The sequence below is a fragment of the Galbitalea sp. SE-J8 genome (assembly GCF_030345695.1).
Classification (GTDB): domain Bacteria; phylum Actinomycetota; class Actinomycetes; order Actinomycetales; family Microbacteriaceae; genus JAUASV01.
Genome location: NZ_JAUASV010000019.1, coordinates 1 through 25,891 on the forward strand (window position 1 = coordinate 1; position 25,891 = coordinate 25,891).

Annotated in this window: 28 protein-coding genes and 2 tRNA genes; 9 read left to right on the top strand and 21 right to left on the bottom strand. The window is 71.2% G+C overall.

Features of this window, described 5'->3' with window-relative positions; translation table 11 throughout:
* Window positions 1–191: 191 nt before the first annotated feature.
* The 8 genes from QT381_RS11955 to QT381_RS11990 form a co-directional block, all read right to left on the bottom strand.
* Window positions 192–266, bottom strand: a tRNA-Arg gene (locus QT381_RS11955).
* A 67-nt stretch (window positions 267–333) separates the two neighbouring features.
* The gene (locus tag QT381_RS11960; protein ID WP_289249208.1) at window positions 334–1,182 is read right to left on the bottom strand and encodes a hypothetical protein; all 849 of its coding nucleotides are present in this window, start codon (window positions 1,180–1,182) and stop codon (window positions 334–336) included.
* Between the two features lie 54 nt (window positions 1,183–1,236).
* Window positions 1,237–2,199, bottom strand: coding sequence for a hypothetical protein (locus QT381_RS11965; RefSeq protein WP_289249210.1), 963 nt, complete (start codon window positions 2,197–2,199; stop codon window positions 1,237–1,239).
* A 102-nt stretch (window positions 2,200–2,301) separates the two neighbouring features.
* A complete protein-coding gene (locus QT381_RS11970; RefSeq protein ID WP_289249211.1) occupies window positions 2,302–3,162 on the bottom strand; it encodes a hypothetical protein in 861 nt (286 codons plus the stop codon).
* A gap of 57 nt (window positions 3,163–3,219) precedes the next feature.
* Window positions 3,220–4,326, bottom strand: a complete 1,107-nt coding sequence (locus QT381_RS11975) for a CHAP domain-containing protein (RefSeq protein ID WP_289249212.1) — start codon at window positions 4,324–4,326, stop codon at window positions 3,220–3,222.
* A 107-nt stretch (window positions 4,327–4,433) separates the two neighbouring features.
* Window positions 4,434–4,931, bottom strand: a complete 498-nt coding sequence (locus QT381_RS11980; protein ID WP_289249213.1) for an HNH endonuclease — start codon at window positions 4,929–4,931, stop codon at window positions 4,434–4,436.
* Window positions 4,932–5,288: 357 nt separating this feature from the next.
* Entirely contained in the window at window positions 5,289–5,966 is a 678-nt protein-coding gene (locus QT381_RS11985) for a C40 family peptidase (RefSeq protein ID WP_289249214.1), read from the bottom strand.
* Between the two features lie 199 nt (window positions 5,967–6,165).
* Window positions 6,166–6,855: an iron-dependent transcriptional repressor DtxR gene (locus QT381_RS11990; RefSeq protein ID WP_289249215.1), complete on the bottom strand. Its 690-nt coding sequence runs from the start codon at window positions 6,853–6,855 to the stop codon at window positions 6,166–6,168.
* 131 nt (window positions 6,856–6,986) lie between these two features.
* On the opposite strand from QT381_RS11990, the gene serC reads away from it, so the two are divergent.
* Window positions 6,987–8,087, top strand: coding sequence for a phosphoserine transaminase (gene serC, locus QT381_RS11995; protein WP_289249218.1), 1,101 nt, complete (start codon window positions 6,987–6,989; stop codon window positions 8,085–8,087).
* A 37-nt stretch (window positions 8,088–8,124) separates the two neighbouring features.
* Here the strand turns inward: serC and QT381_RS12000 are convergent, their stop codons facing one another.
* Entirely contained in the window at window positions 8,125–8,643 is a 519-nt protein-coding gene (locus tag QT381_RS12000; RefSeq protein WP_289249223.1) for a DUF3027 domain-containing protein, read from the bottom strand.
* On the bottom strand, window positions 8,636–9,019 hold the full coding sequence (locus tag QT381_RS12005) for a cold-shock protein (protein ID WP_289249225.1): 384 nt from the start codon (window positions 9,017–9,019) through the stop codon (window positions 8,636–8,638). Before QT381_RS12005 ends, QT381_RS12000 begins: the two co-directional genes overlap by 8 nt.
* 70 nt (window positions 9,020–9,089) lie before the next feature.
* Between QT381_RS12005 and QT381_RS12010 the strand changes: the two genes are divergently transcribed.
* The 3 genes from QT381_RS12010 to QT381_RS12020 are packed head-to-tail and all read left to right on the top strand — an operon-like array spanning window position 9,090 to window position 12,928.
* Window positions 9,090–9,335 carry a hypothetical protein gene (locus tag QT381_RS12010; protein ID WP_289249226.1) on the top strand — a complete coding sequence of 82 codons (246 nt, stop codon included), beginning with the start codon at window positions 9,090–9,092 and terminating at the stop codon, window positions 9,333–9,335.
* On the top strand, window positions 9,328–11,226 hold the full coding sequence (locus tag QT381_RS12015; protein ID WP_289249228.1) for a helicase-associated domain-containing protein: 1,899 nt from the start codon (window positions 9,328–9,330) through the stop codon (window positions 11,224–11,226). The genes QT381_RS12010 and QT381_RS12015 overlap by 8 nt, the downstream gene beginning before the upstream one ends.
* A gap of 46 nt (window positions 11,227–11,272) precedes the next feature.
* Window positions 11,273–12,928: a DNA repair helicase XPB gene (locus tag QT381_RS12020; RefSeq protein ID WP_289249229.1), complete on the top strand. Its 1,656-nt coding sequence runs from the start codon at window positions 11,273–11,275 to the stop codon at window positions 12,926–12,928.
* Window positions 12,929–12,941: 13 nt separating this feature from the next.
* Here the strand turns inward: QT381_RS12020 and QT381_RS12025 are convergent, their stop codons facing one another.
* Window positions 12,942–13,376, bottom strand: a complete 435-nt coding sequence (locus tag QT381_RS12025; protein WP_289249230.1) for a YqhA family protein — start codon at window positions 13,374–13,376, stop codon at window positions 12,942–12,944.
* A gap of 40 nt (window positions 13,377–13,416) precedes the next feature.
* Here QT381_RS12025 and QT381_RS12030 point away from each other — a divergent pair, with 40 nt between their 5' ends.
* From QT381_RS12030 to QT381_RS12040, 3 genes are read left to right on the top strand one after another with little or no spacing between them, the layout of a single operon-like run.
* Entirely contained in the window at window positions 13,417–14,109 is a 693-nt protein-coding gene (locus tag QT381_RS12030; protein ID WP_289249232.1) for a response regulator transcription factor, read from the top strand.
* A 44-nt stretch (window positions 14,110–14,153) separates the two neighbouring features.
* The gene (locus QT381_RS12035) at window positions 14,154–15,848 is read left to right on the top strand and encodes a sensor histidine kinase (RefSeq protein ID WP_289249233.1); all 1,695 of its coding nucleotides are present in this window, start codon (window positions 14,154–14,156) and stop codon (window positions 15,846–15,848) included.
* A 45-nt stretch (window positions 15,849–15,893) separates the two neighbouring features.
* Window positions 15,894–16,184 (top strand): WXG100 family type VII secretion target, encoded by a 291-nt coding sequence (locus QT381_RS12040; protein WP_289249237.1) that lies wholly within the window; start codon window positions 15,894–15,896, stop codon window positions 16,182–16,184.
* A 269-nt stretch (window positions 16,185–16,453) separates the two neighbouring features.
* Here the strand turns inward: QT381_RS12040 and QT381_RS12045 are convergent, their stop codons facing one another.
* The 6 genes from QT381_RS12045 to QT381_RS12070 form a co-directional block, all read right to left on the bottom strand.
* Complete coding sequence (locus tag QT381_RS12045; protein WP_289249238.1) at window positions 16,454–16,696, bottom strand: hypothetical protein; 243 nt, start codon at window positions 16,694–16,696, stop codon at window positions 16,454–16,456.
* Window positions 16,697–16,923: 227 nt separating this feature from the next.
* Complete coding sequence (gene groL, locus QT381_RS12050; protein ID WP_289249239.1) at window positions 16,924–18,552, bottom strand: chaperonin GroEL; 1,629 nt, start codon at window positions 18,550–18,552, stop codon at window positions 16,924–16,926.
* Between the two features lie 178 nt (window positions 18,553–18,730).
* Entirely contained in the window at window positions 18,731–19,795 is a 1,065-nt protein-coding gene (locus QT381_RS12055; RefSeq protein WP_289249241.1) for a DUF3048 domain-containing protein, read from the bottom strand.
* Between the two features lie 97 nt (window positions 19,796–19,892).
* Window positions 19,893–20,096, bottom strand: a complete 204-nt coding sequence (locus QT381_RS12060; RefSeq protein WP_289249243.1) for a cold-shock protein — start codon at window positions 20,094–20,096, stop codon at window positions 19,893–19,895.
* Window positions 20,097–20,335: 239 nt separating this feature from the next.
* Window positions 20,336–20,896: a LytR C-terminal domain-containing protein gene (locus QT381_RS12065; RefSeq protein ID WP_289249246.1), complete on the bottom strand. Its 561-nt coding sequence runs from the start codon at window positions 20,894–20,896 to the stop codon at window positions 20,336–20,338.
* Window positions 20,897–20,905: 9 nt separating this feature from the next.
* A complete protein-coding gene (locus QT381_RS12070; RefSeq protein WP_289249247.1) occupies window positions 20,906–21,229 on the bottom strand; it encodes a DUF3263 domain-containing protein in 324 nt (107 codons plus the stop codon).
* Window positions 21,230–21,384: 155 nt separating this feature from the next.
* On the opposite strand from QT381_RS12070, the gene QT381_RS12075 reads away from it, so the two are divergent.
* Window positions 21,385–22,509, top strand: coding sequence for a heme/hemin ABC transporter substrate-binding protein (locus QT381_RS12075; protein WP_289249248.1), 1,125 nt, complete (start codon window positions 21,385–21,387; stop codon window positions 22,507–22,509).
* A gap of 30 nt (window positions 22,510–22,539) precedes the next feature.
* On the opposite strand, the gene QT381_RS12080 is transcribed toward QT381_RS12075, so the two are convergent.
* Both QT381_RS12080 and QT381_RS12085 read right to left on the bottom strand, forming a co-directional pair.
* Window positions 22,540–23,508 carry a DUF2332 domain-containing protein gene (locus QT381_RS12080; protein WP_289249249.1) on the bottom strand — a complete coding sequence of 323 codons (969 nt, stop codon included), beginning with the start codon at window positions 23,506–23,508 and terminating at the stop codon, window positions 22,540–22,542.
* A complete protein-coding gene (locus tag QT381_RS12085) occupies window positions 23,505–24,008 on the bottom strand; it encodes a GNAT family N-acetyltransferase (protein WP_289249252.1) in 504 nt (167 codons plus the stop codon). The genes QT381_RS12080 and QT381_RS12085 overlap by 4 nt, the downstream gene beginning before the upstream one ends.
* 80 nt (window positions 24,009–24,088) lie before the next feature.
* On the opposite strand from QT381_RS12085, the gene QT381_RS12090 reads away from it, so the two are divergent.
* Complete coding sequence (locus QT381_RS12090) at window positions 24,089–24,637, top strand: nitroreductase family protein (RefSeq protein WP_289249254.1); 549 nt, start codon at window positions 24,089–24,091, stop codon at window positions 24,635–24,637.
* 57 nt (window positions 24,638–24,694) lie between these two features.
* Here QT381_RS12090 and QT381_RS12095 read toward each other — a convergent pair.
* Window positions 24,695–24,768: transfer RNA gene (locus QT381_RS12095), tRNA-Thr, on the bottom strand.
* A 32-nt stretch (window positions 24,769–24,800) separates the two neighbouring features.
* Window positions 24,801–25,769: a DsbA family protein gene (locus tag QT381_RS12100; RefSeq protein ID WP_289249256.1), complete on the bottom strand. Its 969-nt coding sequence runs from the start codon at window positions 25,767–25,769 to the stop codon at window positions 24,801–24,803.
* Window positions 25,770–25,891: the final 122 nt, after the last annotated feature.

Below are 25,891 nucleotides of genomic sequence, written 5' to 3' on the forward strand. Positions count from 1 at the left end.
ACCGACACCGACACCGACACCGACGCCAAGGAGGTCTCCACCGACAGCGCCCTCGAACTCACCGCCTGAACCATCAACAGTTCGAAGGAACCCGAGCTACACCACTACCTGGGGCTTGACCGCCGCGGAACGTGCGGCAATCAAAGAATCCCGAGCCGTGGATTCGGCCCGGGGTTCGCGAGAACAACTTATGGTGCCCCTGGAGGGAGTCGAACCCCCAACCCTTTCCTTAGGACGGAACTGCTCTTCCATTGAGCTACAGAGGCCGGCGCCACAAGTCTAGCGACGAGCACCCCGGCCGAGGCTCCGACGGACGCCGCCCGCGCACCGACGTCAGTACTTCGTGGGCCGGGGAAGCTTGAGTGCGAGCTGGTGGATCCCGTGCGTCGAGGTGGCCGTGAGCCACTTGCTCTTCTTGACCCAGGGGAACCCGGCGGTGCACGCATCCTGCTCGTACGTGTGCGCGTGCTGGCTGAAGAAGCACAGTGCCCACTTCCGGCTGCTGCTGACCGCGCCGTAATCGACCACGGTGTTCATCAGCAGCGGCCAGGCGAAGGTCTTCGTCTTCGTGCTCAGCGTCAGCTGTGTCAGTGGCCGCCAGGGGGTGGTGATGCTTTTCGCGCTCTTGCGCACGCTGTACACCTTGAGCGTTCCCGGGCCGATGCGCTTCGCCCCCGCCAACCTGCCCGAGATCGAGGTGAAGTGCTGGGCCGGCACGGCATAGTGCCCGGTCGCCGGCGAGACCTCGAAACGGAATCCGAAGTCTTCAGAGCTGCGAGAACGCTTGTGCGTGATCACGGCGGTGGTCTGGGAGGCAGCATCATCCTCGTCATCGCTGATCTGGGAGCCGGCGTGCGCGGGGGGCGTCGCTCCCTTGCTGGCCGCGAAGACCACCGCGAACGACTCCGCGTCGGACAGCGTCGGCGTGAAGGCATACCTCCCGGATCGGTCGACCTTCACCGGGTCTCCGACCGGATCGAGCAGCTCCCCGCCTTCGAGAAACGCCCAGTAGCTGTATCCGGGCAGTTGCGGGCCGACCAGACGCCCCGTGATGACGACCATGCCGCCCGCGTCGGCCGGATCGCCGTCCGCATCCGCCGGATCGTCGGCGTGTGCGGCGTCGACCGCCACGAGGCAGGTCAGCGCCAGCACGAGGGCCATCAGCCGGGCCGCACGTCTCATGGGGCGCACTCTAACAGCGAAGCCGACGCTCGAGAACACCGCCGTGCGACGGCCTCAGTAGTATCTCTTCGCCTTCGGCACCTTCAGCGCGAAATTCCTGATCCCGTGCGTCGACGTCGCCGTGAGCCACCTGCTCGTCTTCACCCACGGGACCCCCGCGGTGCACGTCTGCTGGTATTTGTGCAGGTGACGACTGTAGCTGTCGAAGCACAGCGCCCATTTTCGGCCTTTGCCGACCACGCCGGGGTGGCCGGAGTCGTCGTAGTACATCAGCAGGGGCCAGGCGAAGACGCTCGCCTTCTTGTTCAGCGTCAACCGGCGGAACCACCACTCGCCGATCCCTTTCGCCTTCGTGCTCACGTTGTACAACCTGATCTCCCCCGAGGCGAATCGCTTCGCACCGGTGAGTCGACCGGAGATCGAGCTGAACCGCTGAACGGGAACGACAAACTGCCCGCTCCGGGGCGAGACATCGATCGAGGTCTCGTAGTACGTGTATCCGCGCGAACGATGGTGACCGATCACGGCCGTCGTGCCCGGCCCCTCCTCGAGGTCGTTGTACTGGGCGCGGGCCCGCGGGTCGTCGCGCACGGGCGGCGTCGTGCCCGCACTCGCCGCGAACTCCACGGAGAAGGAGTCCCTGCTGTGCACCGTCACCGTGAACGCATACGCCCCGGACGCACTGACCTCGACCGGCTCGCCGATCTGGCCCCGGAGACCTTCGTCGTTGACCTGGGCGTCACCGTCGAGGAACGCCCAATAGGTGTACCCCGGCAGCTGCGGACCGACCAGACGCCCCCTGATGACGACCGGGCTGCCCACATCCGAGGAATCAGCGGCCACATCGGCGGAATCGCCTTCGACGTCGCCGGAACTGCCGTCGGCGTCGGCCGGATCGTCGGCGTGGGCGGCCCCGACGGCCGTCAGCGGCGCGAGCAGGAGAACGACAGCAACCAGCCAGGCCGCACGCTTCATGCGGAGCACCGTAGCACGCGCGAAAAGACCGGAAACGGCCACCGGGCGCAGGGGCGTCCGGCAGAGTGGCGTACGGCTCGGAAGCACAGAGGCTGGCGCGGCGACACTAGCGACGACCGGCCCCCGACCTGTGTCGCGCGAGCGTCAGTACCGCTTCGCCGCGGGAACCGCGAGCGAGAAGCCGTGGATCCCGTGCGTCGAGACGCCCGTGATCCACGTGCTCTTCTTCACCCACGGGAAGCCTGCGGTGCAGGTCTGCTGGTACTTGTGCGCGTGCTGACTGTAGAAGCACAGCGCCCACTTCCGATCGGTGCTGACCGCACCGTAGTCGACCGTGCTGTTCATCAGCAGGGGCCAGACGAAGGCGTTCGTCTTCTTGCTCAGCGTCAGCTGTGTCAACGGCGGCCGGTACCCGGCGATGGCTTTCGCACTCTTGCGCACGCTGTACACCGTGAGCGTCCCGGAGCCGATGCGCTTCGCCCTGGTCAACCTGCCGGAGATCGACGTGAAGTGCTGGGTCGGGACGACATACTGACCCGTCGTGGGCGAGACGGCGAAGCTGAACCCGAACTCCTCGGATTTGCCGGACCGCTTGTGACTGATCACGGCGACAGTATGGGAGGCCGCATCGTTCTCGTCGTGCTGAGCGGTGACCTTCGGGTCGTCGAGCACGGGCGGCGTGTCGCCCTTGCTCGCGGCGAACACCACCGAGAACGTCTCCTTGCCCCAGAGCGTCGGCGTAAACGAATAGGTGCCCGACCGACCGACCACGACCGGGTCCCGCACGTCGCCGCCCTCGAGAAACGCCCAGTAGGTATATCCGGCCAGCTGCGGGCCAGCCAGGCGCCCCGTGATCACGACCGTGCTGCCCGCAACGGCAGAGTCGCCGGTCGCGTCGGCCGGATCGCCGCCGGCGTCAGGGGGATCGTCGGCGTGGGCGGCGCCGACGGCCGCCAGCGGCGAGAGCAGGAGGACGACAGCAACCAGCCAGGCCGCACGCTTCATGCGGAGCACCGTAGCACGCGCGAAAAGACCGGAAACGGCCGCCGAGCGCGGGACAAGCTACTCGCCGGGCCGCGGCGGCGCGTACAGGTAGGCCGCCACATCCGTCGCGGGTATCGTGCGCGTGCCGTACAGGTGGTCGTTCTGGTAGTTGTATTCCTCGATGAGCACCGTGCCGTCGTCGTTCACCGCGGCGACGTAGCCGACGTGGCCGCCGAACCACGCGACCGAGCCCTTCTTCGGCGTCGTGGAGACCGTCCAGCCGTGCGCCTCCCAGTTGTACTTCCACTGGTAGGCGTTGCCGCCGAGCGGCGTGAGGTAGTGCCAGTCCATGAGGAACGGCGCCGTCGTCGAACCGGCGTCCTCGTTGAGCTTCCAGGCGACGAAGTCGACGCACTCCCGGTAGAAGTAGTTGAGCGGCGAGAGGCCGCCGCCCTGGTTCAGGGAGAGCTCGGAGAAGTAGGGGTAGTCGTCGCCGGCCTCGCGCGCGCCGGACTTCTGGTAGGCCTGCCAGTTCGCATCCCGCAGCCGGTTCGAGCGCTGGGCGGCGAGATCGGCGCGGGTGGTCGCGGTGAACGGGTCGCGGGTCGCGTCGATCGACGTCGCGTCCGCCGGCACCGAGAGCGCGGAGCCGACGGATGCCGACGCGGCCGCGCTGGAGGCCGGCGGCTGGGTGAACGCGTACGCCGGCAGCCCCGCCGAGACGACGAGGCCAGCGACGGCCGTCATGGTGAGGAGGGCGGTCACGGGCCTGCGGGTGGTGTGCGCGTGCGCGCGCGACGGCACCGACGCGCGCGCGTCCGCGTAGGCGGGTGCGGCCGGGGGCACGAAGGCGGACGGCGACGCGGCGGCCGTCGACGCGGCCGCGGCGCGCCGTACGCGCGGGGACTGCGGCACGGGCACGGCGCGGGGCGCACGCGCGGCCTGCGGCACGGGCGCGGCGCGCGGCTCGACGACGGGGCGCGGCGCCTGCGCGGCGCGACGCGACGGCTTCGACGAGCGGCGGCGCTCGGCCTCGCGCAGCTCGCGGCGCGTCGGGAACGGTGACGCCCCGTCCGAACCGGCGGGCACGGCCGGAGCTGCCGACGTGGCCGGAGCAGAGGGTGCAGGCTCGCCCGAGAGGATCGCAGCGAACACGCCGTCAGCGGTCGCGCGCGGATCGGTCACGGACGATCGACCCCCGGAGTTCCTACGAGCTGATGGTGAACGAGCGACGGGGCGCCCGCGCACCCGAGGCTACGTGAGCCCTCGAATTATCACAAATCGATTACGACTCAGGCGGCTCGTGCCAGGTACTCTTCCCAGTCCGGCACGCCGCGCTCGACGCCGCGCACGAGCCACGACGTCCCGTGCGGCGCCTTCGGCGTCACGAGCAGCGTCCAGTTCATCTCCTGCGGGGTGCGGTCGCTCTTGAGGTTGTTGCACCTGAGGCAGCACGCCACGAGGTTCTCCCACGAGTCCTTGCCGCCGCGGGAACGGGGCAGGATGTGGTCGATGGTCGACGCGGAGCCGCCGCAGTAGCCGCAGCGGTTGTCGTCGCGCCGCAGCACGCCGCGCCGCGACACGGGAACGCTGCGCCCGTTCGGGATGCGCACGTAGCGCCGCAGGATGATGACCGACGGCCGGTCCCACGACCCGCTCGCCGCCCACACCGGATGCGCCGGATCCGACGCGACGACGGTCGCCTTCTGATTCATGACGAGCACGATGGCTCGCTTGAAGGAGACGACGCCGAGCGGTTCGTAGCCGGCGTTGAGGACGAGTGTGCGCATCCGGGTTCCTTTCGAATCGGCCCGCACGGCTTGCGGGCTTTCGATGGCTCTCGGTGGCGTCGAACGAGGGGGGTAAAACAAAAGGCACCGTCTGGCGAACCAGACAGTGCCCTACCGACGACGCGCGGGTATGAGGTGCCCGCACGCAGTGCTGAGCCGTATGAGCACGACCGCGCGCCGACCCGTGGGTTGGGTGGTGTGCGGCGTGATCATTCGGCGTCCCTCGATCTCGATGTCTCCGAGGGCATCAGAGTAACCCATGCGCGTTTCGATTCCGTGTCGCCACGGAATCGACGCGAAACGGATGCGGTGGGCGCGCGCCGTCCCAGGCCATCCGGCCCACGCCCACCGAGTCCGTTACGCGGCCGCTGCGGCCGCCGCCTTCTGCTTGCGCGCCGCCTGGAGCGCGGCGGCCTTCGCCTTCGCGATCACGGCATCCGTCCGCTTCTCCGCGCGCGTCGCGGAGAACAGCCGCACGAAATAGTGATTGCGCGTGTAGATCGTGCGCACGTGCACCCGCTCGCCCGGCTTGGGGGCGTCGATGAAGCGGTTGCCGCCGACGTAGATGCCGACGTGCGCGCCGCCGCTCGTGATGACGAGGTCGCCCACGTCCGCGTGCTTGCGGCTCACGTGCTTGCCGAGCCGGCCCTGCGCGGCCGCCGAGTGCGGCAGCGCGATGCCGAACTGGGCGAACACGTAGCGCGTGAAGCCCGAGCAGTCGAAGCCCGCCGGGCTCGATCCGCCGTAGCGGTAGCGCGTTCCGGTGTAGCGCTTGGCGACCTTGATCACCTTCGCGTCGGTGTAGAGGTAGTGCGCGCGCGGGGTCGCCGCGTCGGCGGTGGACGTCGTGCCGATGGCCTGCGCGCCGAGGATCCCCGCGACGAGGGCGGGGACGACGAGGGCTCCGACGGCGAAGGCGCGTGGCCCCCGGCCGGTCGTGCCGGTCTTGCCGGTCTTGCCGGTCTTGCTGGTCGTGACCCGGCCGGTTCGGCCGGGGGTCGTGGGTCGGGTGGTTCGGGTTCCTACTGTTGCCAAGAGGGATGCTCCTGCGCCCCCACGGCCCTAGGTTGCCGTCCCATCCGTTTCGTATGACTCTGCGGTACTCGAGCAAGAGACGGGTGAAGGGGGCGTCTGACGTCGAGGTCTTCCGGCCGTCGGTTCGGCCGAGTGGACCCGGCGACTATACGCAGTCGTTACCGTTCCGTGATAATCCCTGACCCGAACTGGGGGTACGTCAGCGCTGAACGTAGATGTGGACGGCGACCTCGTTCGGCAGCTCGAGCCCGTCGCCGGAGCCCTCCGCGGTGACGAACACGTAGGAGTCCGCCGCGGACGCCGTGACCGTCGCTCCGGGCACGACCCCGGCCGCGCGCAGCTGCGCGAGCAGCTCCGGCTCGAACTGCACGGGCTCCCCGAGCCGACGGATGATGCCGGTCACCTCGCCCTGCGACCGCACCCGCTCGACGAGGTTCTCGACGCCGTCGAGGAACGGCGGCGCGGGCTCGGCGCCGAGCTCGGCGAGACCCGGGATCGGGTTGCCATAGGGCGACTCGCGGGGCGAATCGAGCAGTTCGAGCACACGACGCTCCACCTGCTCGCTCATCACGTGCTCCCACCGGCAGGCCTCGTCGTGCACGTAGGCCCAGTCGAGGCCGATGACGTCGGCGAGCAGGCGCTCCGCGAGGCGGTGCTTGCGCAGCACGTGCACGGCGCGACTGCGCCCCGACACGGTCAGCTCGAGGTGGCGATCGCCCTCGACGACGACGAGCCCGTCGCGCTCCATGCGGGCGATGGTCTGCGACACCGTCGGGCCCGAGTGCCCGAGACGCTCCGAGATGCGCGCGCGGAGAGGCACGATGTTCTCCTCCTCGAGGTCGAGGATCGTGCGCAGGTACATCTCGGTCGTATCGACGAGATCGGTCATCCCAGTCCTCCCGGAAGGTGTGCGCGATCAGCCTACCGAGCCGCGCCGACGGCCCGGGGCGCGGCGCACGGCCCGGCGCAAGGGCCCTTCGTCCCGCGTCCGCCTCCGGACGCCCGGGCTAGACTCGTGCGGTGCCTCTCGAGATCCCGATCGAGCTTCTGCCCGCCGACGGCCGCTTCGGATGCGGTCCCTCCAAGATCCGGCCGGAGCAGCTCGCGCACCTGACGGCCAACGCCGCGGTGCTCGGCACGTCGCACCGCCAGGCGCCCGTCAAGGAGCTCGTCGGCCGCGTGCGGGCCGGCATCGCTCGACTGTTCGACATCCCCGAGGGCTACGAGGTCGTGCTCGGCAACGGCGGGTCGACCGCGTTCTGGGATGCCGCGGCGTTCGGGCTCATCGAGAAGCGCAGCGAGCACCTGAGCTTCGGCGAGTTCGGGGCGAAGTTCGCGGCGGCCGCCGGAGCCCCGTGGCTCGAGACGCCCCGCGTGCTCACCGCGCCCGGCGGATCGCGCAGCAGCATCGAGCTCGTCGACGGCGTCGACCTCTACGCGTGGCCGCACAACGAGACGTCGACCGGCGTGATGGCTCCCGTCGAGCGCGTGGCCGCCGACGCGCTCACGGTCGTCGACGCGACGAGCGCGGCCGGTGGCATCCTCATCGATGCCGCGCAGGCCGACGTCTACTACTTCGCGCCGCAGAAGAACTTCGCATCCGACGGCGGCGTCTGGTTCGCGCTGTTCTCGCCCGCGGCGATCGAGCGCGTCGAGCGGATCGCGGCGTCGGGCCGGTACATCCCCGAGTTCCTCAGCCTGAAGAACGCGATCGACAACTCGCGCCTCGAGCAGACCCTCAACACACCGGCGATCGCGACGCTGCTGCTCATGGAGAGCCAGATCGACTGGATGCTCGCGAGCGGCGGACTGTCGTGGGCGGACGCCCGCACGCGCGAGTCGTCGTCGGTGCTGTACGACTGGGCGGCGTCGGTCGACTACGCCACGCCGTTCGTCGCGGACCCGGCGCACCGCTCGCAGGTCGTCGCGACGATCGACTTCGTCGACGCCGTCGACGCGGCGCGCGTCGCCAAGGAGCTGCGCGCGAACGGCGTCGTCGACACGGAGCCGTACCGCAAGCTCGGCCGCAATCAGCTGCGCGTCGCGACGTTCACGGCCATCGAGCCGGATGACGTGCGCCAGCTGGTGCGCAGCATCGAGTTCGTCGTCGACCAGCTCTGAGCCCGACCGACACTGACCCCGGCCGTCGGGGACGGAGCTACTCGCCCTCGCCCGGGTCGTCGTCGATGACCTCGTCGATGTCGACCCCGTCGAGGTCCCCGCCGTGCGTGCGCCGCGGCGACTCGTCGTCGGCGTCGTCCTCGTCGAAGTCGTCCGCGTCCAGCTCGTCGTCCCCGTCGGCATCCGCGTCGCCCTCGTCGAGCTCCTCGACGGGCTCGTCCTCCGCCGCGGCGAGCGCCGCCTCCTCCTGCGCGGCCTTCCACTCGGCGAGGCGTTCGCTCCACGGCACCCAGTCGGGAGCGAGCAGCGCGCCCTCGGCCGGCAGCAGCTCGGCCTCGAGCACGCTCGGCTCGAGACCCTCGAGCCGTGCGACGCTCACCGTCCAGCGCCACCCGGGGTAGCCCGGCAGGAGGCAGTCGAACTGCAGCGACAGCACGTTCTCGCCCTCGTCGATCGTGTCGACGAGGTCTCCGACGGATGCCGCGGGCGCGATCTCGAGCGCCGCCGAGCGGGCCAGCTCGGCGAGCGCCGCATCCGCTCCGGTCGAGTCAGGCATCCAGGTCGTCCGCGACCTTGCGCAGCACCTGGGCGATCTTCGAGCCGTGCGCGCGGTCGGGGTAGCGCCCGCGGCGCAGTCCCGCGCCGATGCCGTCGAGCAGCTTCACGAGGTCCTCGATGACGATCGCCATGTCGTCGGCCGAGCGGCGGTTGAGCTTGGAGAGGGTCACGGGCGCGTCGAGCACGCGCACCGAGAGCGCCTGCGCTCCGCGCTTGCCGTCGGCGATGCCGAACTCGAGCCGCGTGCCGGCCTTGATGCCCGTGGTGCCCGCCGGCAGCGCGGAGGCGTGCAGGAAGACCTCCTGGCCATCGTCCGTCGCGATGAAACCGAAGCCCTTGACGTCGTCATAGAACTTGACCTTGCCGGTAGGCATGATGAATCGACTCCCTCGTGAACGGCCCACCCAAGCATAGGCGACGGGTCGGGGCCGTATGGTTGAGCGCGTGGCAGTGAACACCCCGTCGGGCATGGACCGCGGCGAGCGCGTTCTCGCCTTCATGATCGCCGCGGTCGTCGGCCTCTCGATCATCGCGATCATCGTCTCGATGATCGTGCGCGCCGCCGGCGGCGAGGTGTGGCCGGTCGTCGTCGCCCTGCCCCTCGTCGGCCTCCCGATCGCCTTCGTGCTCATCATCGTTCGGCTGGTCGTGACGGCCGTTCGTCGCGCTCGCGAGTCGAGGGATGCCTAGCGGCGGCTCCGCGCTCGCCCTGGCGTCCAGCCTGCGAGCGCTCGACGACGAGCGACTGGCGACCCTCATCCGCACCCGCGAGGTGCGCGAGCACGGGGTCGGCGACTGGTTCGATCTCGCCGAGCGGCTGCTCGAGCGCTCGAGCGTGCAGCACGCGGTCGCCCGGCTCGACCGACGCGCGCTCCTCGCCCTCGTCGGGCTGTGCACGCTCGTGACGCCGGGCACCGCCCTTCCGCTCGCGGAGGTCGAGCGCTACGTAGACGAGCGCACCGCCGAGACCGACGACGGCTTCCCTCTCACCGTCGAGGCGCGCGTCGACCGGCTCGTCGGCCTCGGCTTCGCCGCGCGCACGGATGCCGGCGACGTGCTGACGTTCGACGCGGTCTGCGAGGTCGTCACCGATCCGAAGGGCCTCGGCCTCCGTGACGCGGACACCCTCGGCGCTCCCCCGCCGCCCCAGCTCGACGCGGGCGGGCGCCCGTCGCAGCAGCGGGTGGATGCCGCGGCGGCCGAGCAGGCGTTCGCGATCGCGACGACGGTCGTCGAGCTGTTCGACGAGCTCGCGGGCGATCCCCCGCGCGAGCTCGCGCGGGGCGGCGTGGGCGCGCCCGACCTGAGGAGGATCGCCGTCGCCACGGGCACGCCGGTCGACCAGGTCCCGACCCTCCTCGGCATCGTGCGACGAGCCGGCTTCATCGAGCTGTCCGGCGGGCGCTGGCGGCCGACGGATGCCGCATCCGCCTGGGTGCTCCGCCCGGTGGCCGAGCGCTGGGTCGCGCTCGCGACCGCGTGGGCGGCGCAGATCTCGGAGGACGCCCGGTTCTTCCTGGGCGATCGCATCCCGGAGAGCTGGGGTCCTCATCTCATCGAGTACCTGCGCTGGTTCTATCCGGCGGCCGACGAACGATTCCGCGACGAGATCGACGGCTACGTGCGGTCGGCCGAGCTGCTCGCCCTGCTCGCGCTGCACACCCCGACGACACCGGGGATCGCCGCGATCGCCCGGCGCCCCGACGACGCGCTCGCGTCGATCAGCGCGCTGCTGCCGGCGGAGGTCGACCGGGTCTACCTGCAGAACGACCTCACGGTGATCGCCGCGGGTCCGCTCGAGACCGCCGTGCACGAGCGCCTGCGCGGGATCGCGCGCCTCGAGACGCGCGGCATCGCGTCGACGTACCGCATCAGCGACGACTCGCTCACCGCGGCGCTCGACCACGGCGAGACGGCCGAGTCGATCCTCGCGTTCCTCGAGACGATCTCGCTCACCGGTGTGCCGCAGCCCGCTCGGTTCCTGCTCGCGGAGGCCGCCGGCCGCTACGGGCTCGTGCGCACCGGCGCCGTGGTCACCGCGCCGTCCGCCACGCGGGTCGGCTACGTGCGCTCGACGGAGCCGGTGACGCTCGAGACGATCCTCGTCGACCGCCGGCTCACGGCCCTCGGGCTGCGCCGCGACGGCGACGGCGCGGTGAGCCGTTTCGATCGCGACGTGCTGTACACGGCGCTGCGCGACGCGCGCTACCCCGTCGCGGTCGAGAACGCGGACGGCGAGGTGCAGCCGCCGCCGCGTCGTCCGACCGCGCGCGTGCTCGCCCCCCAGACGATCCCCGCCGACGTCGACCACGCGAGCACCCTCGTCGCGCGGCTGCGCGCCGCAGGAACGCCGGCCGACGACGCGACCGCGTGGCTCGAGCGGCAGCTCGAGCTCGCGGTCAAGAGCCGGCTGCGCGTGGCGGTCACCCTGCGCACGCCGGAGGGCGGCATCGAGGAGCACGTGCTCGAGCCGACCGCCGTCGCGCGGGGCCGCCTGCGCGCGCTCGATCGGCGCGCGGGCATCGAGCGCACGCTCCCGGTGTCGCGCATCGTCGGCCTCCGCGAGGTCGACGGCCGCTGAGGCGGCCCGGCGCGCCCGTCGCGGCTCGGCGGGCTAGCCTGGACGGATGTCCGCGCAGCCCGGCCCGCTCATCGTGCAGAGCGATCGCACCGTCCTCCTCGAGATCGGGCACCCGGTGGCCGCCGAGGCGCGCCGCCGGCTGCAGGCGTTCGCGGAGCTCGAGCGCGCGCCGGAGTTCGTGCACACCTACCGCATCACCCGGCTCGGGCTGTGGAACGCCCGCGCCGCCGGCCACACGGCCGCGGAGGTGCTCGCGACCCTCGACCGGTTCGGCAAGTTCCCCACCCCGCAGAGCGTGCGCGTCGACATCGAGGAGACGATGGCGCGCTACGGCCGCCTCACGATCCGGCGCGATCCCGAGGGCACGCTGCTGCTCACGGCGACGGATGCCGCGGTGCTCGCCGAGATCCGGCGCGCCAAGAAGGTCGCCGCCCTGCTGTTCGAGAACCGCGACCCGCTGACGATCGTCGTGCAGGCCTGGGCGCGCGGCGAGCTCAAGCAGGAGCTGCTGAAGCTCGGCTGGCCGGCGGAGGACCGCGCCGGGTACACGCCCGGCACGCCGCATCCGATCGCTCTCGTCGAGCGGGACTGGCACCTGCGTCCGTACCAGCGCGAGGCCGTCGACGCCTTCGTCGAGGCCGGCTCGGGCGTCGTCGTGCTGCCGCCCGGGGCGGGCAAGACCATGGTGGGGGCCGGCGCGATGGCCGAGATCGGCGCGACCACGCTCATCCTGGTCACCAATGCCGTGAGCGCGCGGCAGTGGCGCAGCGAGCTGCTGCGCCGCACGGGCCTCACCGAGGAGGAGATCGGCGAGTACTCCGGCCAGGTCAAGGAGATCCGGCCGGTCACGATCGCGACCTACCAGATCCTCACCGCGCGTCGCGGCGGCGCGTACACGCACCTCTCGCTGCTCGACGCGCTCGACTGGGGCCTCGTCGTCTACGACGAGGTGCACCTGCTGCCCGCCCCGGTGTTCAAGCTCACCGCCGAGCTGCAGGCCCGCCGCCGGCTCGGCCTGACCGCGACCCTGATCCGCGAGGACGGCCGCGAGGGCGACGTGTTCAGCCTCATCGGCCCGAAGCGCTACGACGCCCCGTGGAAGGAGATCGAGGCGCAGGGCTACATCGCGCCGGCGACGTGCGTCGAGGTGCGCATCGACCTCACCCCCGCCGACCGGCTCGCCTACGCGGCCGCCGGGGACGACGAGCGCTACCGGCTCGCGGCGAGCGCCCCCGCCAAGATCGACGTCGTGCGCCGCCTGCTCGAGCGGCACGCGGGCGAGTCGACACTCGTCATCGGGCAGTACCTCGACCAGCTGCACGAGGTGGCGGATGCCATCGGCGCGCCCACCCTCACCGGCGAGACGCCCGTCGACGAGCGCGAGCGCCTGTTCCAGGCGTTCCGCGAGGGCGACATCCGCGTGCTCGTCGTGTCGAAGGTCGCGAACTTCTCGGTCGACCTGCCGGAGGCGACCGTCGCCATCCAGATCTCGGGCTCCTACGGCTCCCGGCAGGAGGAGGCCCAGCGGCTGGGCCGGCTGCTGCGCCCGAAGGCGAGCGGCATCCCGGCGACGTTCTACGCCCTCGTCGTACGCGACACGGTCGACGCCGACTTCGCGCTCAACCGCCAGCGCTTCCTCGCCGAGCAGGGCTACGCGTACACGATCGTCGACGCCTCCGAGCTCGTGGCGTCCGCGGCCTGAGGCTCGCCCGCCCTCAGTCCTCGGAGTGGGTGAGCAGCGCCACCTGGAGGCGCTTCTCGGCGAGCCAGTCCATGAACGCGAAGCCGACGCCCGACAGCAGGAACACGATGTGCAGCACGATCCGCCAGGTCAGCCGGCTCTCGTCGAAGTCCGCGTCCGCGAGCCCGATGAAGTCGGCGAGCAGGCCGATCGCGGAGATCGCGACGATCGACCCGATGAGCTTCATCTTCAGGCCGGAGAAGTCGACGTGGCCCATCCAGGTCGGGCGGTCCTCGGAGTTGTGCGCGCTCGCGATCTTCGAGACGAAGTTCTCGTAGCCCGCGAAGATGACGATGAGCACGAGGTTGGCGAGCAGGCCGAGGTCGATGAGCGCGAGCACGTCCAGGATGCCCGCCTGGGCGGCCACACGGCTCGCGATCACCGCGCCCATCGCCTGTGCTGTGGACACGTTCAGAGAGCGTCCAGTCAACGCGCAGAGAATGAAGCCCATGAGTGACGGACCGAAGATTCTCATCGTCGACGACGAGCCCAACATCCGCGACCTGCTCATGACGAGCCTGCGCTTCGCCGGTTTCGCCGTGCGCAGTGTCGGCAACGGCGCCGCAGCCATCAGCGCGGTGCTCGAGGAGGAGCCCGACCTCATCATCCTCGACGTCATGCTGCCCGACATCAACGGCTTCGGCGTCACCAAGCGCCTGCGCGCCTCCGGCTACACCGCCCCCATCCTGTTCCTCACCGCGAAGGACGACACGGAGGACAAGATCACCGGTCTCACGGTCGGCGGCGACGACTACGTGACGAAGCCGTTCTCGCTCGACGAGATCGTGGCGCGCATCAAGGCCATCCTGCGCCGCACGATGTCCGACGAGAGCGACGCCATCATCCGGGTCGGCGAGCTCACGATGGACCAGGACACCCACGAGGTGAGCGTCGGCGACGAGCCCATCGAGCTCTCCCCGACCGAGTTCAAGCTGCTGCGCTACCTCATGCTCAACCCGAACCGGGTGCTGTCGAAGGCGCAGATCCTCGACCACGTCTGGGAGTACGACTTCAACGGCGACGCCGGCATCGTCGAGAGCTACATCTCGTACCTGCGCCGCAAGCTCGACCCGTTCAGCGCCGAGCCCGCGATCCAGACCAAGCGCGGTTTCGGCTACATGCTCAAGACCGCACGCGCCTGATCCGACGCGGCCTCCCAGCCGCCCGGCGCTAGCCTGACCCGGACATGCACACGAAGCTCCTCGAGCGCTGGAACGCGATCTCGCTGCGCACCAAGGTGACGGGCGTGAGCGTGCTGCTGCTGACGGTCGGGCTGCTCGTCGCCGGGCTCGGCTCGACCGCCGTGCTGCGGGGATACCTGCTCAACAACGTCGACCAGCGCGTCGCGACGGCGCTGCAGAGCCTCAACCCCGACGGCTTCCACTTCGAGCCGACCCTCGACGGATACATCTGCTCGTACGACTCCGACACGCAGGTGCCGAGCGACTACGCCGTGAGCTTCTACGACGCCGACGGCGACTACATGTGCTCGAACAAGCCGACGAGCGCGCGGCCCGCCATCGCGTCCATGCCGCTCGCCTACGCCGCGTCGCACTCGGCCCCGTTCACGCTGTCGACGCAGGCCGGCCTCGAGCAGTGGCGCATCGCCGCGCACCGCTTCACGCTCAGCGTCGACGGCGACCAGTACCCGGTCTCGGCGATCGTCGCGCTGAGCCTCGACGACACGAACAAGGTCGTCGCGAGCTTCGCCGCCATCTTCCTGTTCTTCGGCCTGACCGTCGTCATCGTCGGCGCCGCGCTGACCCGACTGCTCGTGACCACGACGTTCTGGCCGCTGCGCGACGTCGAGGCGACCGCGGCACGCTTCGCGGCTGGCGACTTCACCCAGCGCCTCGGCGGCGCCACCCCGAACACCGAGGTCGGCCGGCTCAACCGCAGCCTCAACGCGATGCTCAACCGCATCGACCAGGCCTTCGCCGATCGCGCCCGCACGATCGATCAGATGCGCCGATTCGTCGGCGACGCGAGCCACGAGCTGCGCACGCCGCTCGTCTCCGTGCGCGGCTACGCGGAGCTCTACCGGATGGGCGCGCTGCCGACGGATGAGGCGGTCGCCCAGGCGATGGAGCGCATCGAGAAGGAGGCCGTGCGCATGGGCGGCCTCGTCGAGGACCTCCTGGAGCTCGCCCGGCTCGACGAGGCGAAGCCGCTCGAGCTCGCCGACGTCGACCTCGTGGCCATCGCGCGCGACGCCGCCCTCGACGCCATGGCCGGCTCCCCCGGCCGCCTCGTCTCCGTGGTCGTCGCCGACCCGCCGACCGCGGAGACCGACGACGCCGAGGCGACGGACGAGGCGGATGCGGCCGCGGCATCCGTCGATCCGCCGTCCGACGCCGACTCGCCGCTGACGACCGGCCGTGTCGTGCTCGGCGCCGCACTGGCCCGCTGGCGGGCGCGGCGCGGACGCGGCTCGACGACGGGCGAGAACCCGGTCATCCGCCAGCTGCCGCCCCAGCCGACGAGCCGGGTCGTGGTGCCGGCCGAGGAGCGCAAGCTGCGCCAGGTGGTCACGAACCTGATGGGCAACGCGCTGCGCTACACCCCCGACGGCTCGCCGATCGAGATCGCGGTCGCGAGCGACCCGCTCGCCCGCACCGCCTCGATCGCCGTCGTCGACCACGGCGAGGGCATCGCGCCCCAGATCCGCGAGAAGATCTTCCAGCGTTTCTGGCGGGCCGACACGTCGCGCAACCGCGACACGGGCGGCAGCGGCCTCGGGCTCGCGATCGTCGCCTCGATCGTGCAGTCCCATCGCGGCCGCATCGATGTGCTCGAGACCGAGGGCGGCGGGGCCACGTTCCGCGTCACGCTTCCTCTCCTCCCGAGCCCGATCGCGGCGCCGTCGTCCACCGAGGGGTGACGGGCGACCCGCGCGGATGCGCGTGGCCGCCTACTGTGCCGCGGCATGAGCACATTCCAGGTAGACAGTGAAGCGGTCGCGACCGCGGTGGGAGCCGTGCAGGGCTCCATCGCGCGGCTCGAGGCCGAGGTGATCGCGTTGCACGGTCAGCTCACGGGCCTTCAGGGCTCGTGGACCGGCAGCGCCTCGGTGGCGTTCCAATCGGCGGTGACCGACTGGAAGACCGTCGAGCAACGGGTGCACGAGAGCCTCAGCGGGCTCACCACGGCACTCGGGCAGGCCGGTCGGCAGTACTCCGACGTCGAGACGGCCAACGCCCGCCTGTTCGCGCACTGAACCGGCTTCGCAGGTGACGGTGCAGCCGCGGGGCGCGCGGCGAAGCCGATCAAGGTGAACCACCGGCAATCCGCGCGTGCCCGTCGCCTTTCGGCTATTCGACGGCTCCGTCACACACAGTCGTACCGCCGTGACCACCGCGGGCACTCCGGACGGAGAGCGCGTCGTGCGCGAGTTGGTCACCGAACTCGGCCGGCTGCAAGCCGCGCAGCAAGTCCTTGCCGGCGAGCTTCGCGTACTCCGTTCATGGTGCCTTTCGTGGGTGGGGATTACGGGGCGGGCTCTCGGCGCTTCGGCAGGTGCAGCACTGCGCGGAGACACCGGTCGTACTCGTCGAAGTCGACGGGCGTGAACAGGCGAGCGATCGCGATCATGACTGTCACGAGTGCGACGAGCACGAAGTAGAGGGTCATCACGGTGGTCACCCCGCCGGCGAGTGAGTTCGCTGTCGCGTCATGAGTCAGACGGATGCGGTTCAGGTAGTCGGGGTCGGTGGCCCGTGCGCTGAACACGCATGCCGTCGAAGATTCCGAGTCCGGCCCGCGGAATCCACGGCGGGATGAACAGGCCGACGCGCACGTGGGCGAACGCGCGAACGCCGAAGGGCGGCCCCTCCGAGAGGAGGGACCGCCCTTCGCGCTTTCGTGGTCGGGTCTCGAGACGCGAGCGACGCTTCGCGCCGCGCGGTCCTCGACCTTGACCTTCCGGGTGAACCCGCTTCGCGGCTTCACCCCTCAGGTCAAAAGTCCATGCCGCCGGTCGGGTCGCCGACCGGCGCCGGGTTCTTCTCCGGCTTGTCGGCCACGACGGCCTCGGTGGTGAGGAACAGGCCGGCGATCGAGGCCGCGTTGAGCAGCGCCGAGCGGGTGACCTTCACCGGGTCGTTGATGCCCGCGGCGAGCATGTCGACGTACTCACCCGTCGCCGCGTTGAGGCCCTGGCCGGCGGGGAGGTTGCGCACGCGGTCGACCACGACGCCGGGCTCGAGGCCCGCGTTGAGGGCGATCTGCTTGAGCGGGGCGTCGATCGCGACCTTGACGATGTTCGCGCCGGTCGCCTCGTCTCCGACGAGCGACTCGAGAGCCGAGCCCTCGAACGCGACCTTGCCGGCCTGGATGAGGGCGACGCCACCACCGGCGACGATGCCCTCCTCGACGGCGGCCTTCGCGTTGCGGACGGCGTCCTCGATGCGGTGCTTGCGCTCCTTGAGCTCGACCTCGGTCGCAGCACCGGCCTTGATGACCGCCACCCCGCCGGCGAGCTTCGCGAGGCGCTCCTGGAGCTTCTCGCGGTCGTAGTCGCTGTCGGTGTTCTCGATCTCCTGGCGGATCTGCTTCACGCGGCCCGCGATGGCGTCGGCGTCGCCGACACCCTCGACGATCGTGGTCTCGTCCTTCGTGACGACGACCTTGCGCGCGCGGCCGAGCAGGTCGAGGGTGGCGTTCTCGAGCTTGAGACCGACCTCCTCGCTGATGACCTGACCGCCGGTGAGGATCGCGATGTCCTGCAGCTGCGCCTTGCGACGGTCGCCGAAGCCGGGGGCCTTGACGGCGACCGACTTGAAGATGCCGCGGATCTTGTTCACGACCAGGGTCGCGAGCGCCTCGCCGTCGACGTCCTCGGCGATGATGAGCAGCTGCTTGCCCGCCTGGATCACCTTGTCGACGACCGGGAGCAGGTCCTTGATGTTCGAGATCTTCGAGTTGACGATGAGGATGTACGGGTCCTCGAAGACCGCCTCCTGGCGCTCCGGGTCGGTGACGAAGTACGCCGACAGGTAGCCCTTGTCGAAGCGCATGCCCTCGGTCAGCTCGAGCTCGGTGCCGAAGGTGTTCGACTCCTCGACGGTGACGACGCCCTCCTTGCCCACCTTGTCGATGGCCTCGGCGATGAGCGCGCCGATCTCGGGGTCGGCCGCGGAGATGCTCGCGGTCGCGGCGATCTCCTCCTTGGTCTCGATCGGCTTGGCCTGCTCGACGAGCGCGTCGGTCACGGCCGCGACGGCCTTCTCGATGCCGCGCTTGAGGCTGATCGGGTCGGCGCCGGCCGCGACGTTGCGCAGGCCCTCGCGCACGAGCGCCTGGGCGAGCACGACGGAGGTCGTGGTGCCGTCGCCGGCGACGTCATCCGTCTTCTTGGCGACCTCCTTGACGAGCTCCGCGCCGATCTTCTCGTACGGGTCATCGAGCTCGATCTCCTTGGCGATGGAGACGCCGTCGTTCGTGATCGTAGGCGCGCCCCACTTCTTCTCGAGAACGACGTTGCGGCCGCGCGGGCCGAGGGTCACCTTGACGGCGTCGGCGAGCGTGTTCAGTCCACGCTCGAGGCCGCGGCGCGCCTCTTCGTTGAAGGAAATGATCTTTGCCATGTCAGTCTCTCGTCCCTCCCGGACGTACAACGGAGTTCCCTAGCACTCGCATGAGCGGAGTGCCAGGGAAGAAACTAGCACTCGCCCTAGGTGAGTGCAAGAAAGACGGCGGCCGCCGGCACGCTCCCCGCGAACGGATGGAGCACTGCCGACGGCCGCCGGATGACGCGGTCGCGCCCTACTTGTAGCTCACGTCGCCGCCCGTGGCGACGAGCTCGATCCAGGTGTTGCCCGGGGCGAGCAGGATCGGGCTGCCCGCCGCATCCGTGAGCGTGATCGGGTCGGTGAGCGAGTCCTTCGTGTAGGTCGCGTCGATCGTGTGGCCGTTCGTCGAGACGGTCGCCTTGTTCGAGCCGATGAGCTGGCTCACGGGCGTGTGGCTGATCGTCTTGAGCTTGACCTTGAGCGTGACGACGTTGACGGCGCGCAACTGCTTGCCCGCGTCGTCCACGTCCTTGGCGCCGTTCGACTGGAAGCGCACCCAGAGGCCGAGGTCGGTGTTCCACTCCCACGTCGGGTGCGAGACGGGGCTGAAGGTCGGGGAGATGCTGGTCGTCGGCGTGCCCGCGGTCGAGGCCGTCGACGTCGCCGGATCGGCCGCGTACTGGAACTGGGGGCTCGGCGCCGCGACACCGTCGCCGAATCGCTTCACGATGTTCTGGCCGCTCGCGAGCAGGTTGTGCGGCGCCCGCTTCGCGCTCGTGCGGTGGAACAGGCTCTTGTCGCCGCCGTACTGGTCGTCGGAGACGTTGACGACCTTGGTGTCCTTGATGCCCTTGACGAAGATCGGCTGGCCGCCCGAATACGTGATCAGGCCGCCGAGGGGCGAGACGATCGCGGGGTCCATTCCGCGGATCGAGCGCACCGGGCCGTAGGTCTCCGGGATGTGCGACTGCCAGACGGCTATGTACCGGGTGAGGCCGCCCTCGACGAGCTCCTCGAAGACCAGATCGGTGTCCTGCAGGCCGATCTGCGGGCGCGCATCCTGAAGGTTGTCGATCTTCGACGCGATCGACGGGTTCGTGATCGGAGCGTCGACCGGCAGGCCCGTGAGCGGCGCCGTGTAGGTCTGCACGGGCTCGGGCGTCGACGGCTCGCTCGGAGCGGCACTCGTCGGTGCGGGGCTCGTGGCGGCCGGCGAGGGCGAGGAGCACGCGCCGAGAACGAGGGCGGATGCGGCGAGCAGGGCGAACGTGCCGACGGCGGGTCCGAGGCGGCGCGGCGTCGAGGTCGGTGAAGTCACGACGCTCACCCTAACGCCGAGCCGGGCGTCGGACGGCGCGGGGCCGGGCGTGCCCCCGATCTGCTCCCGTCGGTCGCGCCGGCTCGGTCGCGACGGTTCAGGCCAGGCGCACCGACTCGGCCTGCGGGCCCTTGTTGCCGGTGCCGACCTCGAACGTGACCTGCTGGCCCTCCTCGAGCACCTTGTAGCCGCTCATGTCGATGGCCGAGTAGTGCACGAAGACGTCCTGGCCGCCCCCGTCGACGGTGATGAAGCCGTAGCCCTTCTCCGCGTTGAACCACTTGACGGTTCCGTTCGCCATTGGTGTAACTCCCTGCTGTGTTCTGACGACCCCCGCCGATCGAACGGGAACCGGGTCAGCGGGTCATACGGGCGTCGGGACGCGGTGAGCGAATCCACTCAGGGAACCGGATGGAGCGACCGATCCCGATCGTACTGCTCGGGGAATGCTCGATAAGGGCCGGATGCCTGAAAAGACGCGGGTATTACGGGATGGGTACATGGATTAAACATGGGCGTAACACCCGTGCCGCCCGGCGGTCAGCCGGCGTCGTGCTCCGCCGCGTAGTCGGCCCCGAGCACGACGGTGATCGGCGCCCCCAGCTGCTCGGTCGTGGACCGCACGGAGTCGATGCCGAGGGCCTGTCCGACGCCCAGCGCGACGGCCTCGTCGTCGGCATCCGTGTAGTAGACCGTGCTCGTCGGGGTGTCGCGGTCCTCGGCATCGGTCGACGCCCCGACCGGCCAGCCGGCCTCCTTCAGCTGGTCGTAGGCGACCTGGTCGAGGTCGGTCGTCGAGGTGCCGTTGAGCACCGTGATGCTGATGTGCGCACCGGGGTCGATCTGGCCGGGCTCCGTGATCGGCTCGACGGTCGCCGCGGTCGACGGCGTCGTCGCGGTCGTCGGGCCGTCGGTCGCGGCGAACCCGCCGTTGAGCGCGAGGATCGCGATCGTGCCGGCGCCGACGAGCACGCCCGTGGCGAGCGCCGCCCAGCCGAACGCGAACCACCCGGAGCGGCGCACGACCGGGGCGCGGTGCGCGCCGACGCGGTGGAGCTCCTCGGGGACGTCGTCGAACAGATCGTGGGGGTGGCTGGCCATGGCGCTCGTTCAGAGGGTCGGGCCGTCGACGGACGACGGCGGGGCGAGGCGGCGGGAGGCGCGGCGCGCGAGACGGGCGTCGCGCGCGCGCAGCAGCCGGCCGACGAGGATCGGGTCGTAGCGCAGCGCGGCGGGGGTGTCGATGGTCGCGTCGAGCAACTGGTGGTAGCGGGTCGACGAGACGCCGAACGTGTCGGCGATCGCGCCCTCCTTCGCCCCGGCGTGCCGCCAGGTGCGGCGCTCGAACTCGAGGATGCGGCGCTCGCGCTCCGGAAGCTCGGCGGCCGACGGGATCCTCGGCGACGTCGCACGCGGCTCGGGGCTCGCCGGCATGCATCCTCCCTGGATCCTGGGCTGCGGGGGGGAGGCGGGCTCCCTCGGGTCGCGGGTCAGTCTAGGTGCGCGCGGCCGAGCAACCGCCGAGCGCCCGCGGCACGTCGCGAGCGGTCGCCCGATCGGCCGGGCGGGAGAGGTTAGGGTTGCCTAACGTGACCCGCCCCATCCGCTCCCGTCCGGCCCCGCGGGCCGCGCTCGCCGCTCTCGTCGCGATCGCGCTGCTGGCCGGATGCTCGACGGCCGCCCCGCACTCGACGACGACGGGGTCGGCCGCGGTCTCGCTCACCGACGCGACGCCCGTCGCCGATCCGCGCGCGGTCGAGGGCCCGTCGACCGCGGTGCTCGCCGACGACACGATCGAGCCGGTCGTGACGGATGCCGCGCAATCGCTTCCCGCGACCGTCACCTCGCACGATCCGGCGGGCGACACGCCGGTCACCGTGACCTCGACCCGACGGGTCATCGGTCTCGACCTCGCGGGATCGATCGCCGCGACGATCGCGGGCCTCGGCTTCGCCGACCGGCTCGTCGGGCGCGACGTCTCGACGACGTTCCCGGGCGCCGAGAGCCTGCCGCTCGTGACGACGGACGGCCACGCCGTCAACAGCGAGTCGATCATCGGACTGCGTCCCGACCTCGTCATCACCGACGGCACCATCGGGCCGCTCGACGTCGTGCTGCAGCTGCGCGACGCCGGCATCCCGGTCGTGTTCGTGTCGACCGAGCCGACCCTGCGCGGCGCGCAGGAGCTCGCGCACCAGGTGGCCGCGGCGCTCGGAGCGGATGCCGCGGGCGACACCCTCGCCGCGGACCTCGCGAGCCGCACGAGGTCCGTCGTCGACCGGATCGCCGCGATCGCTCCGACGACGCAGGACGCGAGGGTGCGCATCGCGTTCCTCTACCTGCGCGGCGGCTCCGGCGTCTACTACCTGTTCGGCGAAGGATCGGGCGCCGACGAGCTCATTCGCGACCTCGGCGGCGTCGACGTCGCGAAGGAGATCGGCTGGGCGGGCATGAGGCCGATGACCGACGAGGCGCTCATCGCCGCCGACCCCGACCTCATCCTCCTGATGACGGGCGGGCTCGCGAGCGTCGGCGGCATCGACGGGCTGCTCGCCGCGAAGCCCGCCGTCGGTCTCACCGCGGCCGGGAAGCATCGCCGCTTCGTGGACATGGCCGACGGCGACATCCTGAGCTTCGGCCCGCGCCTGCCCGAGGTGCTCGAGGCGCTCGCGGTCGCGGTCTACGCCCCGGAGGACGCCCCAGCGCACGGCTGACACGTTCGCCCCGGGCGGCGGACCACCCGGTCAGGGTCGCGCGCCCCAGTCGAGCGACTGGCCGTGCGCGCCCGCGGCGCCGACGAGCTCGCCGTCCACCACGACCGCGAACCGGGTGGAGGCGCGTGCGGCGTCCGGGAACAGCCAGGTGAACGCCGGCGGGCCCTCGGCGGCGACCCAGTGCGCTCCCCGCTCGGCCATGAGCGCGCGCACCCGGGCGAAGAAGCGCTCGCGCTCCGCCCGGACGACATAGGGCATGACCGCCGTGTGCAGGATGACGAGCGTTGCGTCGCCCGGCGCCGACGCCGCGACCTCGTCGAGGCGTTCGTTGAGGTCGCCCGCGACGAGCAGCGGCGGGTCGGCGCGCGCGATCTCGATCGCCGCGCGGATGCGATCGCGGCGTTCGTGCTGCTCCGGCCAGACGAGCGTCTCCAGCCAGCGAACGGCGTCGTCGTCGCCCACGTCGAGCGGGTTGACGTCGATCCCGGCGCGCCAGACGACCTCGGGCAGCCGGGCGGGGATGGGCGGCGCTCCCGTCGTCGCGCACTCGAGCACGACGGGCGAGTCGCCGAGCACGGCGCCGCCGTCGTACCGGTACGCGTAACGGTCGGGGTACAGGCACAGCCCGGCGGATGCGCCCACCTCGAGCAGGGCGAGCGGCCCCGGGATCGCGGCGAGCGCCGGCAGCGCCGTCGCGAGCCGCCGCGGCTCGTTCGTCTGGGTGCGCCGCACGAGCGCCTGCGCGGCGATCTCGTCCCAGTGCGCGAGCGTCCACGCGCGCCACTCGGCGTACGCCGCCTCGGGAGCGCCGAGCAGCCGGGAGCACGCGAACACCAGGTTGGGCTGGCGCTTCTGCTCCGGCAGCTCGCGGATGCGGCGCAGCATCCGCTCGTCGGCGGCGACGCCGCGCGCCCAGTCCGCGTAGATCGCCGACTCCCCCGGCGCCTCGACGTCGGCGAACAGCCGGTACCAGGCCGCGGTGCGGTCGTCGTCGCTCACGGCATCCGCTCCCCGCCCGGGCGGAACATCAGGATGTGCGGCAGGCCCGCCTCGACGTAGGGCTCGCCGTGGGCCACGAAGCCGTAGCGCGCGTAGAGCGGCTGCACGTATTCCTGCGCGTGCAGCACCATCGGCTCGTCGCCGAACCGCGCCAGCACCTCGTCGATGAGGCGCTGCGCGAGGCCCTCGCCGCGCCGGTCGGCGCGTACGGCGACGCGCCCGAACGAGCGCCGCGCCCGCGGCGGGCCCGGGACCCGGGGCTCGGCCGCGGCCTCGGCTCCGGTCGCGGCCGCGAGGGTCGTGCGCAGGTACGCGGCGACGCCCGCGGCATCCGCGATCCAGAGGTGCAGCGTCGACGGCGCGCGATCGGCGGCGTCGAACTCCTGCTCGTCGATGCGCTGCTCGACGTAGAACACCTCGGCCCGCAGCACCGCGATCGCGAAGAACTCGTCGGTCGTGAGCTCGCCCCACGCCTTCACCTGCGGAGACCGGTCGGGCACGATCGCGAGTTTAATCGCACCGTGACCGACGACATCGACAAGAGCCGCGAGCCCGCCCTCCACCTCGACCCGGCCGCCTCGTGACGGCGCTCGAGGCGGCGTTGCGCCGCCGGTCGCAGTCGAAGGTGACGGATGCCGCCCCCGACCACGCCGAGCTCGCGCGCTATGTGGCGGCAGCGGCATCCGTCGCCGACCACAGCGGACTGCGTCCGTGGCGCCTCATCGAGCTGCGCGGGGACGCGCGGCGCCGACTGGGCGACGCGTTCGTCGCGGCGAGCGGGCTCGAGGGTCCGCACGCGGAGAAGCTGGCCGCGAAGCCGCTGCGCGCGTCGCTGCTCGTCGCCGTGGTCGCGACGATCCAGCCGAGCTTCAAGGTGCCGGACTGGGAGCAGGAGGCGGTGGCATCCGGCGTCGCGCACCTGCTCAGCCTCGTGCTCGACGAGGCCGGCTGGGGCGTGATGTGGCGCACGGGCGGCCACACCCGCGCGCCCGAGGTCGCCGTGATGCACGGGCTGCGCGAGAACGAGCGGCTGCTCGGCTGGCTCTACGTCGGCGGCGTGCCCGAGCGGGAGCGCTCGGACCGGGTGCGCCGGTTCGACGCGGATGCCGTGCTCACGGTGCTCGAGTAGCCCGCGGCCGCGCGCGCCCGAGTCGTCCCCGTTGGGACGTCTCGCGGGCCGAGCCGGAGCCCCCTGTCGGATTCGAACCGACGACCCTCGCTTTACAAGAGCGATGCTCTGGCCGACTGAGCTAAGGGGGCGTGACGGCGACGATCCTAGCGGCGCGTCGGGCTCAGCCGGCCGGGGTGTCGGTCGCGGTCGGCGTCGGCGATTCCGAGGGCGTATCGGCCGGGGCCGGCGCGCTGCCGGTGTCGGTGGGCGCCGGCGTCTCCGTGGAGGACTCCGTGAAGGTCGCGCCCGCGGCCTGCACGACGAACTGCTGGAACGCGTTCGGGTCGTCGTAGGGCCCCGTGAACGGGAGGCCGTTGACGAGGATCAGCGGCGGCTCTGTCAGGGTCGCGACATCCGTTCCGGGCAGCGGGCCGGCGAGCGCGCGGTCGGTGGCGTCGCCGACCCACGCGGTGAACCGGGAGTCGTCGATGCACGACTTGATGGCGGAGGCGGAGGTGACACCGGCGTTCTCGGCGGTGATCGCGAGCTCGTCGGCGCCCGGTCCGCCGGTGCCGGCGTCGGGCTGGTCGGCGAACAGCGCCTCGTTGAACGCGAAGAAGCGGTCCGGGTCGTAGTTGGCGACGCATGCCGCTGCGGCCGCGGCGCGCGTCGAATAGCCCTGCGACTTGCTGTCGAGCGTCGCGACCGGATGCACCTCGAGCGTCGCGGCGCCACTCGTCACCCACGTGGTCAGCAGATCGGAGTTCGCGCGGAAGAACTCGCCGCAGTGCGCGCACGAGTAGTCGACGTAGACCCGGAGCGCGACGACGTCCGGGCTCGTCGCGGGCGCTGCGGCGAGCGGCACCTGATCCGGCTGGAGCGCGGTCGTCGGCACGGCCGCGAGCCCCGACCCGATCTGGATGCCGTCGCTGAGCATGTTGAGCGGCCCCGGCCGGTCCGGGCGGATGGCGCCGGCGATCGACACCGTCACGATCGCGACGATCGCGACGAGCACCACGCCGATGCCGATGCCGACGAACCAGCGCCGCCGGCGCTCGGCGCGCCGGTGCTGCTGCCGGATCTGCGCCGCCTTCTCGCGGGCGAGCTCCCGCGGCACGGAGGTGCTCTGCGGCTCCAGATTGTCGGTCACGGATCCCTCGGGTTAAGCGGCGGTGCCCGGGAAGGCACCCTGCATCATAGGAGTGCCCCCGGGTGGGGGGCGAACCGGGGTAAATCTCAGCGCGACTCCGGTGGCATACTGAGCAGCGGGCG